The organism is Streptomyces sp. P5F9 (genome assembly GCF_057961495.1).
The window spans coordinates 1-10,813 of sequence record NZ_JBXVPZ010000332.1 but is presented as its reverse complement, the minus strand read 5'-3'; the positions used below and the strand labels follow the sequence as shown (position 1 = coordinate 10,813).

The 10,813-nt window shown below is 69.2% G+C and carries 11 protein-coding genes; 3 read left to right on the top strand and 8 right to left on the bottom strand.

Features of this window, described 5'->3' with window-relative positions; all coding sequences use genetic code 11:
• Window positions 1–235: 235 nt before the first annotated feature.
• The 3 genes from AC31A1_RS36705 to AC31A1_RS36695 form a co-directional block, all read right to left on the bottom strand.
• Window positions 236–694: a DoxX family protein gene (locus AC31A1_RS36705; RefSeq protein WP_489657452.1), complete on the bottom strand. Its 459-nt coding sequence runs from the start codon at window positions 692–694 to the stop codon at window positions 236–238.
• Window positions 695–807: 113 nt separating this feature from the next.
• On the bottom strand, window positions 808–1,545 hold the full coding sequence (locus tag AC31A1_RS36700) for a class I SAM-dependent methyltransferase (protein WP_489657451.1): 738 nt from the start codon (window positions 1,543–1,545) through the stop codon (window positions 808–810).
• A gap of 121 nt (window positions 1,546–1,666) precedes the next feature.
• Window positions 1,667–2,581, bottom strand: coding sequence for an acyltransferase domain-containing protein (locus AC31A1_RS36695; RefSeq protein ID WP_489657450.1), 915 nt, complete (start codon window positions 2,579–2,581; stop codon window positions 1,667–1,669).
• A gap of 90 nt (window positions 2,582–2,671) precedes the next feature.
• Here AC31A1_RS36695 and AC31A1_RS36690 point away from each other — a divergent pair, with 90 nt between their 5' ends.
• A complete protein-coding gene (locus tag AC31A1_RS36690; protein ID WP_489657449.1) occupies window positions 2,672–2,938 on the top strand; it encodes a DUF6343 family protein in 267 nt (88 codons plus the stop codon).
• 73 nt (window positions 2,939–3,011) lie between these two features.
• Here the strand turns inward: AC31A1_RS36690 and AC31A1_RS36685 are convergent, their stop codons facing one another.
• The 5 genes from AC31A1_RS36685 to rpsA form a co-directional block, all read right to left on the bottom strand.
• Window positions 3,012–3,392, bottom strand: a complete 381-nt coding sequence (locus tag AC31A1_RS36685) for a tetratricopeptide repeat protein (RefSeq protein ID WP_365307622.1) — start codon at window positions 3,390–3,392, stop codon at window positions 3,012–3,014.
• 50 nt (window positions 3,393–3,442) lie between these two features.
• Window positions 3,443–4,063: a dephospho-CoA kinase gene (gene coaE / locus AC31A1_RS36680; RefSeq protein ID WP_489657448.1), complete on the bottom strand. Its 621-nt coding sequence runs from the start codon at window positions 4,061–4,063 to the stop codon at window positions 3,443–3,445.
• Window positions 4,064–4,137: 74 nt separating this feature from the next.
• A complete protein-coding gene (locus tag AC31A1_RS36675; protein WP_489657447.1) occupies window positions 4,138–5,076 on the bottom strand; it encodes a PAC2 family protein in 939 nt (312 codons plus the stop codon).
• Between the two features lie 135 nt (window positions 5,077–5,211).
• Window positions 5,212–6,738 (bottom strand): flavin monoamine oxidase family protein, encoded by a 1,527-nt coding sequence (locus AC31A1_RS36670; protein ID WP_489657454.1) that lies wholly within the window; start codon window positions 6,736–6,738, stop codon window positions 5,212–5,214.
• A gap of 303 nt (window positions 6,739–7,041) precedes the next feature.
• On the bottom strand, window positions 7,042–8,547 hold the full coding sequence (rpsA, locus tag AC31A1_RS36665; RefSeq protein WP_200690747.1) for a 30S ribosomal protein S1: 1,506 nt from the start codon (window positions 8,545–8,547) through the stop codon (window positions 7,042–7,044).
• A 391-nt stretch (window positions 8,548–8,938) separates the two neighbouring features.
• Between rpsA and AC31A1_RS36660 the strand changes: the two genes are divergently transcribed.
• Both AC31A1_RS36660 and AC31A1_RS36655 read left to right on the top strand, forming a co-directional pair.
• Window positions 8,939–9,754 carry a class I SAM-dependent methyltransferase gene (locus AC31A1_RS36660; RefSeq protein WP_489657453.1) on the top strand — a complete coding sequence of 272 codons (816 nt, stop codon included), beginning with the start codon at window positions 8,939–8,941 and terminating at the stop codon, window positions 9,752–9,754.
• 95 nt (window positions 9,755–9,849) lie between these two features.
• Window positions 9,850–10,813: DEAD/DEAH box helicase (locus tag AC31A1_RS36655; protein WP_489657446.1), on the top strand; the 964-nt coding region annotated here is incomplete at its 3' end.

Genomic DNA, 10,813 nt, shown 5'->3' with positions numbered 1-10,813 from the left:
CCCGATACTCGCCGGGACCGGGACACCCGCCGCGAACCACGCCGCGGTGCCCGTCGCGACCCGCAACGATGACAGCTGGTCCCAGCTCCGCCACCCCCGCTCCCGATATCCCCCGGGACCGCGACACGCAACGGTGACATCCGGCCCGGGCCCCTCGGCCCACCGGACGCCACCGTCATCCCGTGCTCAGCGACAGCCATAGGCACAGCCGTCGCCGTCAGCCGTATCGCACGGATCACGCCCGTCGTCGTACCACTCGCAGCAATTCCGCGTTCTGCCCCCGCCGTGCCCAGGCGATCAGGGCCAGCGGGATGATCAGGATGAGCGGTGTCGCAGCGTTCTCGCCGTGGAACACGGTCATCTGCACGACGAACGCACCCACCATCAGCGCGCTGAGCGCCGTCGCCGCCACCGACTGCAGCAGCGGGACCAACAGCCCGACGGCACCGGCCAGTTCGAGCGCGCCGATCGTGTACATGGCCCCGCTGCCCCAGCCGATCTTGTCGAAGGACTCCACGGCATACGAGTTCGCGATCAGCTTGGGCAGCGCGCTCGCGACGCCGTAGAACAGGGCGAGCAGCACCTGGAGGGCACGCAGCGCGATGCGGGCACGGCGACCGCGGGTGGTCGCGGACGCGGGGGCCAGGGAGTCGGCGGAAGCGGCGGAGGCTACGGGAGCGGTGGTCTCGGACATGAGGTTCTCCTGTGGGAAGCGGTGGGAGCGCCGGAAAGCGGTCCGTGTTGCTGTCACAGGGGTAGACCGGCCCTCGTCCTCGAACTCATCGCCGCCGCACGCGATTTCCTCCGCTAATCCGCTGCCGCCGCCGTCGCCGCTGCCTCTTCGTCTCCCTCTGTCGCCGCCGCCACCGCCCTCACCCATATCCGGTCCGGTGTCAGATAGCTGTCCACCTTCAGTCCCGCCTCCGCCAGCGCCTCCTCGAACTGGTCCGTCGTCAACGGCCGGGAGAGGAACGTCTGGGTCCAGACCGCATCCGGGAACACATACTCCGCACGTACCGAGTCGACCCCGTCCCCGACCGGCTCCGCCGACACCATCCGCACGGTGAAGCCACTGGGGTCGATCCGCTCGCGCGGCAGGTTCGTGTGGTAGTCCTCGCCCTCCCGCTGGATCAGCACGCAGCCGCCCGGCGCGACATGCCGTACGCAGGTCCGCAGCAGTCCGCGCCGCACCTCGATTTCCCCGGCGTGCACCAGGAACGACGCGAGCATCACCACGTCGAAGGTCTCGCCCAGATCGAGGTTCTCGATCGGGCTGCATATCGTGCGCGCGCCCTTGACCCGCTCCAGCATCTCGGCGGACTCGTCGACCGCCGTGACCGTGAACCCGCGCTCCAGGAGGGGGTGGGTCATCCGTCCCACCCCGCTGCCCAGCTCTAGGATGCGCGCACCCGCCGGCACGGCCGCGGCGATGATGTCCGGCTCCTGGCCGATCGACAGCCGTGAGTACAGCTCCACCGCGCAGCCGTCCGGAGTGATCGCTCCGGGTCCTGTCCCCTCGTACCCCGCACGCATTTCGATTGGCATGCCCGTCCAACGGTCCGCGTCCGCACGTCCGTTCCCGACTCGCACTGGTTCACCCGTACGAGTCAATTCCCTTCAGGCAGGCAACTGTTGGCAGCTGTTGGAGGTCGGAGCCGAGCCGGGATCAGAGCGGAAACCACCCGTGGCCGATGTACCAGTGCCCGCCCTCCCGCAGATGGTCCCCGACGGCCCGCTCCACGGACGTTCCCCTTGGCAGGCTCTCCACCGGCAGATCGGGATGCCCGAAGACGAACTGGACGGGCTCGGTGTCGGCCGGCTCCGTGTCCTCGCGGATCACTCGGAACCGTTCCTGGAAGCGGACGATGTTGGAGTCGGCGGAGAGGTACCGCTTCAACTGCGGGTCGAGCAGCCAGGAATGGCAGGTCGCGACCTCATGGCGCTCCTTGGGGAAGTGCCGGGCGAAGAACGCGCGGGCCAGTTCCAGCGAACGCTCGCACGCGGCCGGGGTGAGCGGCCCGGAGAAGTCGGGGATGTGCAGGTTCAGGCAGGGCGCCCCCTGCACCGCGTCCAGCCCGGCCTCCGTGAGCGCCTGCGCGCTGCGCTCGCCGAGCCGCGCCCGCTCGAACTGCAGCCGCCCGAGCTGGTACAGCTCGCCGCGGAAGTGCGGGACGAGCCACTGCGGGAACGGCAGCCCCGCCCCACCGAACCGTCTGTGGTGCACCGCGATGTTGCGTCCCAGGTCGGCGAGGGTGCGCCGGGAGACATCGGCGGGGATGTCGCGTTCGCGGTGGTACGCGCGCGTGGAGGGCAGCGCGGCGACGAACACGTACACGGAGAAGTAGGCGCCGATCTCGGGCGGGGCCTCGGGCAGCCGGGCCAGGAGCAGCTCGGTGAGCCGGGTCCAGTGGCCGTGCTCCCCGATGTCCTTGACCAGTTCGCCGACGCACTCCTCCAGGAGTCGCACCGCGTCGGTGTCCCGCGTCAACACCCGGTGCAGTCGCACCAGTTCGTTGATGTCCTCATGGGGTACGGCGAGGTCGAGCAGGACCTCGGGCAGTTCGTCGGCGTCCGGCAGCACGATGCGCTTCCCCTCCCTGTGGAGCCCTGTGGAGCCTTGTGGAGAACGTCCGAGCCGAAGAGTACGTTGAAAGGAGGAGTAGTGATCCTGATGCGTACAGGCAGTGAGCCGACGACCGCGCGCAGTCCGCTGCGGACGCGGTTCTGGCTGAGCGTGTGGGGACTGGTCTGGACGATCTTCGGCACGGTCGCGTTCGCGATCGCCGGCCGCCCCGGGTGGGCGGCGGCCTGCGCGGTGCTGTGGCTGATCGTCACGATCGACATGACCATGATCCTCAGACACATACGCCAGGGCCCGCACTACCAGCCGGGCCCGGACATCCCGCCGTACCGCCCACCGGAGCACCGCCACCCCTGACCGGCGAAAGCGTGTCCCCGCAGGCGTGCCCTCACAAGCGCACGCCTACAGGTATGCATCTACAAGTGCACGCCTACCCGTCGAAGCGGGCCGCCTTCAGGTACTGCGGTTTCGGGTCGAGCGCGGCGGCCAGCCTGAAGTGGCGTTTGGCCTGGTCGGCGCGGCCCTGTCGCTCGTAGGTGCGGGCGAGCGCGAAGTGCGCGAAGGCGTTGTCCGGCTCGCGCTCCAGGACGATGGTGAACTCCAGCTCGGCTGGGCGCAGTTGCGCGGCCGCGAAGAAGGCACGCGCGCGCAGCAGGCGCGCGGCGGTGTTCTCCGGGTGCGCGTCGATGACGCGGTCGAGCAGCTTCACCGCGCCCCGCGGGTCCCGCGCGTCGAGCAACTGCTCGGCGGCGCGGAAGTCGATGACATGCGTCTCCGGAGTACGTCCGGTCGTTCCGCTGTTCTCGGGCACGGCAAAGTCCTTCCCTTACTCGGACGTTTCAACGCCCGGAGAAAGGGCCGCTATTCCTGAGGGGGCTGCTGGGGCGCGTGCGCCCTGCGCACGAGTTCGGCCCATACGTCCCGTACGCGCCGCTCCAGCGCCTCCAGGGGTACGTCGTTGTCGATGACGATGTCCGCGATGGCGAGCCGCTTCTCGCGCGTCGCCTGGGCGGCCATACGCGCCCGTGCGTCGTCCTCGGTCATGCCCCGCAGCCGAACCAGCCGGTCGAGCTGGGTCTCGGGGCTCGCGTCGACGACGATCACCAGGTCGTACAGCGCGGCGAGGGCGTTCTCGGCGAGGAGGGGGACGTCGTGGATCACTACGGAGTCGTCGGCCGCGGCCGTTTCGAGCTCGCGGGAGCGCCTGCCGACGAGAGGGTGCACGATCTCGTTGAGGACGGCCAGCTTCTCGGGGTCGGCGAAGACGATGGAGCCGAGCTTCGGCCGGTCCAGGGCGCCGTCCTCGCCGAGCACGTCCTCCCCGAAGGCCTCGACGACCGCCGCGAGCCCGGGAGTTCCGGGCGCGACGACCTCGCGCGCGATGCGGTCGGCGTCGATCAGCACGGCGCCGTATCCCACGAGCAGCCGCGACACTTCACTCTTACCGGCACCGATGCCCCCGGTGAGGCCGACCTTCAGCATGAACCGAAGCCTACGGCCTGTCACTGACAGGGCACGCGGTGACCGTCGGCAACCGCTCCGTTGCCGTCCTCGCCCTAGTTGTCGCCCTCGCGCTCCGCCAGGAAGCGCTCGAACTCCTGGCCGATCTCGTCCGCGGACGGGATGTCGACCGGCTCGGCGAGCATGTTGCCGCGGCTCTCGGCGCCCGCGGCGGCGTCGTACTGGTGCTCCAGGCCCTGGACGAGTGCGACGAGTTCCTCGTCGCCCTCCTGGATCTGACGGTCGATCTCGGTCTGGGTGCGGTGGGCCTCGGTGCGCAGGGAGTGCGCGATGCCCGGGAGGACCAGTCCGGTGCCCGCCGTGATGGCCTCCAGGACGGTCAGGGCCGCGTCCGGGTACGGGGAGCGGGCGATGTAGTGCGGGACGTGCGCGGCGACGCCCAGGACGTCGTGACCGGCCTCCATGAGGCGGTATTCGACGAGCGCCTCGGCGCTGCCGGGGACCTGCGCCTCGTCGAAGGGGCTGCGGTGCCCGGGGACGAGGTCGTTGCGGTTGCCGTGCGGGGTGACGCCCACGGGCCGGGTGTGCGGGACGCCCATGGGGATGCCGTGGAAGTTCACGGACAGGCGGACGCCGAGCCGCTCCACGAGCTGCTGGACGGCTGCTGCGAAGCGCTCCCACTCCACGTCCGGCTCAGGGCCGGAGAGCAGCAGGAAGGGGGCTCCGGTGGCGTCCTGGACCAGCCGTACGTCAAGGGTGGGCTCCTCGTAGTCGGTCCACCGGTCCCGCTTGAAGGTGAGCAGCGGGCGGCGGGCTCGGTAGTCGACGAGCCGGTCGTGGTCGAAGGTGGCCACGAGCTGGTGGGGCAATGTATCGAGCAGACGTTCGACGATCTGGTCGCCTGTTTCGCCCGCGTCGATGTATCCGTCGAAGTGGTAGAGCATGACAAGACCGGCCGACTCCTGTGCGAGCGCCATGTCGACGACTGCCAGGCCCTTCGGCTCCCATGCGTACAAACCCTGCGGATCAAGCACAGTGACCGCTCCTCCTCGTGTTCGTACTGCACAACGCCCTCCAGGGCATGGGCATTCCCGCCCATGCCCCTGATCAGGCACCTCTTACGGGCTTTTCATGCGCCGCTCCCCTGTGTCACCGGGAGAGTGTCCACGTCACGAGGACAGCACGCGCGCGTGGAGTGCGGTCACGGCCTTGCGGGCGGAGGAGAACGCGCCGTGCTGCCAAGCGTCGGTGTAGGTGAGCCAGTCGCCGGCGAAGTAGACGCGTCCGGTGGGGTCGTTGAGCGGCTTGTAGCGGACGTCGTCGGGGCCACCGGGGGTGTCGTGCCACGCGGCCTCCAGGTGGGGCGTCTGACGCCAGTGGTGGGAGAAGGACGATGCCAGTTCGCTGCGGTACTTCTCCCCGTAGATCTTCACGCCCGCGGCCACCGCCCGCTCTTCCCGCCCCTTGGGGGTGAGCTTCGCGTAGGAGTCCGCGTCGTCGTCGTAGTTGTAGTACCCGATCAGGACGCCCCGCTCACCGTGGAAGCCGTACGAAGGGTGCCAGATGTGGGTGACGTCCTGGTCGGTCTCGGTTATACCGCCGTAGATCCGGTGATCGAGCTCCCACCAACGGGACTTGTACTCCAGGCCGATCTTCGCGGCGGACGACGGGGTGATCGCCTCCAGCGCGGTCTGGACACCGGTGCCGAGGTTGTGCGGGATCTTGGCCAGGATGTTGGGCGGCAGGGCGCCGACGCAGTAGTCGGCCTCGACCACCTTCGTCCGGCCGCCCTGGGTGTAGGTGACGGAAACGCCACTCCCCTTGTCGGTGATTTTCGAGACGACCGCCCCGGTACGGATGCGATGTGCGCCGATCGCCCGGGTGAGGGCCTTCGGTATCTGGTCCATGCCCCCGACCGGCTGGAACATCAACATGGCCTGGTCGAAGCCGAATTCGAAGGAGAAGTAGCGTCCGACACCGCTGGCGAGGACCTCGGAGGCGCTCGGGACATCGCCGAGCAGTACCCCCGGGGTGCCCGCGGCGGCCGGTACGGTCGTGTACCCGCGCCTTTCACCGCCCGTGTACTTCAGCGTGTCGCCCAGCTCGCCCCAGTCCTTCAGGAACTCGACGAGCCTCTCCTGGTCGGTGGCGGTCAGCTCCTTGTCCAGGGCGCCCTTGTCGGTGGCCTTGGCGAGCAACTCCGAGACATAGCCGTAGACATCGGCCTTGGCGGTGCGGTAGCGCTCGGGCTTGGTCATGCCGGTGGACTCGTTGTAGATGTACGCGTCCGCGTTGACGTTGGTGAACACCTCGATGGGGACGCCGAGTTCACGGCAGTAGTCGAGGGTGACCATCCACTGCGGGATCCGCGCGGGACCGCAGTTCATGTAGTGACCGTCGGCGAAACGGGCGGTCTGCCGGTTGCCGTACAGGTCGGTCGTCGTATCCCCGCCCCGGACGGTGAAGTTACGGCCGCCGGTACGGTCCCTGGCCTCCAGGATCATACAGTCGTAGCCGGCCTTGCCCAGTTCGTACGCCGTGGTCAGCCCGGCGATGCCACCGCCGACGATGACGACCTTCGCCGCACCGCGTCCGGTGAGGTGGAAGTCCCCGGCGCTCAGGGCGCGGAAGGGCTGATCCCGCTGGGCGGCCTGCGCGGTGGGGGCGAGCCCGAGGGCCCCCATGGTGGCGAACATCGTGCCCGCGCCACCGGTGAGGCCCACGTTCCGCAGAAAAGCACGTCGACTCTGGTTCCTTGCCATTGTCCGGCTCCCCTTCTCCGATCATGAATGACCGAGGCAGGGTCCCAACAGCCGGTTACGGCCCGGCAGTTACGGATGTATCCCGCACGTTTCTACAAGGCCGATGAAAAGCGCCCCTTGAGGGGCGCGGGGAACTGCGCGCTCAGCCCCCACCGACCCGCAGCCGAAACACACGACCGAGGGGCCGCACCCCGAAAGGTACGGCCCCTCAATCAAGAGCTACTGCTCAGTGGGCGTTCAGCTCTGCCCACCCGCCAGCTTCTCGCGCAGCGCGGCAAGCGCCTCGTCCGAAGCCAGGGCACCAGACGTGTCCGCACCCTCGGAGGAGTACGAACCGCCGCCGCCACCGGCCGCGGCCGGAGCCGCACCCGGGGTGTCGACACCCTCGGCCGCCGCCTGGGCGTCGGCCTCGCGGGACTTGATGACCTGCGCCTGGTGCTGCTCGAACCGCTGCTGCGCCTCGGCGTACTGGTGCTCCCACGCCTCCCGCTGGGTCTCGTAGCCCTCAAGCCAGTCATTGGTCTCGGGGTCGAAGCCCTCGGGGTAGATGTAGTTGCCCTGGTCGTCGTAGGACGCGGCCATGCCGTAGAGCGTCGGGTCGAACTCGACCGAGGCCGGGTCGGCACCGAAGGACTCGTTGGCCTGCTTCAGGGACAGCGAGATCCGGCGACGCTCAAGGTCGATGTCGATGACCTTGACGAAGATCTCGTCGTTGACCTGGACGACCTGCTCCGGGATCTCCACGTGGCGCTCGGCCAGCTCGGAGATGTGCACCAGACCCTCGATGCCCTCGTCCACGCGGACGAACGCACCGAACGGAACCAGCTTCGTGACCTTGCCGGGCACGACCTGGCCGATCTGGTGGGTGCGGGCGAACTGCTGCCACGGGTCTTCCTGGGTCGCCTTCAGCGACAGGGAGACGCGCTCGCGGTCCATGTCGACGTCGAGGACCTCGACGGTGACTTCCTGGCCGACCTCGACAACCTCGGAGGGGTGGTCGATGTGCTTCCAGGACAGCTCGGAGACGTGGACCAGACCGTCGACGCCACCCAGGTCCACGAAGGCACCGAAGTTGACGATCGAGGAAACCACGCCGGAGCGGACCTGACCCTTCTGGAGGGTCGTGAGGAACGTCTGGCGGACCTCGGACTGGGTCTGCTCCAGCCAGGCACGGCGGGACAGGACCACGTTGTTGCGGTTCTTGTCCAGCTCGATGATCTTGGCTTCGAGCTCCTTGCCCACGTAGGGCTGGAGGTCGCGGACACGGCGCATCTCGACGAGAGAAGCCGGCAGGAAGCCACGGAGGCCGATGTCGAGGATGAGTCCACCCTTGACGACCTCGATGACGGTACCGGTGACGATGCCGTCCTCTTCCTTGATCTTCTCGATGGTGCCCCAGGCGCGCTCGTACTGGGCGCGCTTCTTCGAGAGGATCAGGCGGCCTTCCTTGTCCTCCTTCTGGAGAACAAGGGCTTCGATCTCGTCGCCGACCTTGACGACCTCGTTCGGGTCGACGTCGTGCTTGATCGAGAGCTCGCGGCTCGGGATGACACCTTCGGTCTTGTAACCGATGTCGAGCAGGACCTCGTCCCGGTCGACCTTCACGATGACGCCGTCGACGATGTCGCCGTCGTTGAAGTACTTGATCGTCTCGTCGATCGCGGCGAGGAAGGCTTCCTCGTTACCGATGTCGTTGACCGCTACCTGCGGGGTGGTGGCGGTGGTCTCGGTGCTGCTCGTCATGTGGGAAAGGGCTCCGGTACGGACATTGAAGTCGTAGGTACTGCTCACGCCGAGAGCCTTTTTCGCTTCGCTCTGCAGAAGGCCGGACAGCCAAGGAAGCGCCGATCCGGAACACCAGGTGTCCGGTGGCGCCTCGAAAACCGAGGGGTCATACATACAGATGCGAGCGCAACCTGCTACGTCTGAGGTGCGCAGGCCCGCAGCGCAACTTGTAGCATACGGGGGCAGCCAGGCAGGGTCAATGCGCGAAGGCGCACACCCGGGGCGGATCGCCGCATACCCGGCACAAAACGTGTCCCGCGAGGCCACGCAGGCCTGAACCACCCCTTCAGTGACGCCGCCGGGGACAGCCGCACCGTAGAGGTGACGGAAGAGTACGACGAGGGAGCCGATCATCCAAGAGCCCGATGCGTTCGAGCCGGAAGCCACCCGACGTGATGCCAACGTCACCGAGAGTTCCCGGGCCAACCGGGGCTGGTGGGACCGGAACGCGGACGACTACCAGGTCGAACACGGCACCTTTCTCGGTGACGACCGCTTCGTGTGGGGTCCCGAGGGCCTCGACGAGGTGGAGGCCGAACTGCTCGGCCCGCCCGAGGAGCTGAAGGGCAAGGACGTCCTGGAGATCGGCGCCGGCGCGGCCCAGTGCTCGCGCTGGCTGACCGCCCAGGGTGCCCGCCCGGTCGCCCTGGACCTCTCCCACCGCCAGCTCCAGCACGCGCTGCGGATCGGCGGATCGTTCCCTCTGGTGTGCGCCGACGCGGGCGCGCTGCCCTTCGCGGACGAGTCCTTCGACCTGGCCTGCTCGGCGTACGGGGCGCTGCCGTTCGTCGCCGACCCGGTGCTGGTGCTGCGCGAGGTGCGCCGGGTGCTGCGGCCCGGCGGCCGCTTCGTCTTCTCGACCACGCACCCGATCCGCTGGGCGTTCCCCGACGAGCCGGGCCCCGAGGGACTGACGGTCTCCGCCTCCTACTTCGACCGCACGCCGTACGTCGAGCAGGCCGACGACGGCAGCGCTGTCTACGTGGAACACCACCGCACCCTCGGCGACCGCGTCCGGGACATCGTGGCCGCGGACCTGCGCCTGGTGGACCTCGTCGAGCCGGAGTGGCCGTCCTGGAACACCGCCGAGTGGGGCGGCTGGTCGCCCCTGCGCGGCAACCTGATCCCCGGGACGACGATCTTCGTGTGCGAACGCGACCGGTAGAACCACTGAGGGACTGGCTAGAACCGCTGAGGGGCTGACGGAACGCGGGCACGCGCGCGTAGAGGTCGTTTCGCACGGCGTACGACACTGGGGTCGTGATCCGCTACGACGCCCTCGACGCGCTGCCCGTCCGCAGTGCCCTGCCCGGACTTGACGCGGCCCTGGAGGCGGGCGGTGCCGCCGTGCTCGTCGCGCCGCCCGGCACCGGCAAGACGACGCTGGCGCCGCTCGCGCTGGCCGGGCTGCTCGGTGAGGGGCCCGCGCGGCGGGTGGTCGTCGCCGAGCCGCGGCGGATCGCGGCGCGGGCGGCGGCCCGGCGCATGGCGTGGCTGCTGGGCGAGAAGGTCGGCGAGAGCGTCGGCTACACCGTGCGCGGCGAGCGGGTCGTCGGACGGCACGCACGTGTGGAGGTCGTCACGACCGGCGTGCTGCTCCAACGGCTGCAACGCGACCAGGAGTTGGCGGGCGTCGATGCCGTGATCCTGGACGAGTGCCATGAGCGGCACCTGGACGCGGACACGGTGGCCGCTTTCCTGATCGACGTACGGGAGGCCCTGCGGCCCGAGTTGCGGCTGGTCGCGGCGTCCGCGACCACCGACGCGCAGGGCTGGGCCCGGCTGCTGGGCGACGCGCCGGTGGTCGAGGCGGAGGGTGTCGCGTACCCGGTGGAGGTCGTCTGGACGCCTCCACTACGTCCCGTACGGCCGCCGCACGGCATGCGCGTGGATCCGGCGCTGCTGACGCATGTGGCGTCGACGGTACGGCGGGCGATGGGCGAGCGGGACGGGGACGTGCTGTGTTTTCTGCCCGGTGTCGGGGAGATCGCACGCGTGGCCGGGCAGTTGGGCGACCTCGGCGGGGCCGAGGTGCTCCAGGTGCACGGGCGGGCGCCGGCCGCCGTGCAGGACGCGGTGCTGTCCCCGGGGGCGCGGCGGCGGGTGGTGCTCGCGACGTCCGTGGCGGAGTCCTCGCTGACGATTCCCGGTGTACGGGTGGTCGTCGACTCCGGGTTGGCGCGGGAGCCGCGGGTCGATCACGCGCGCGGGCTGAGCGCGTTGG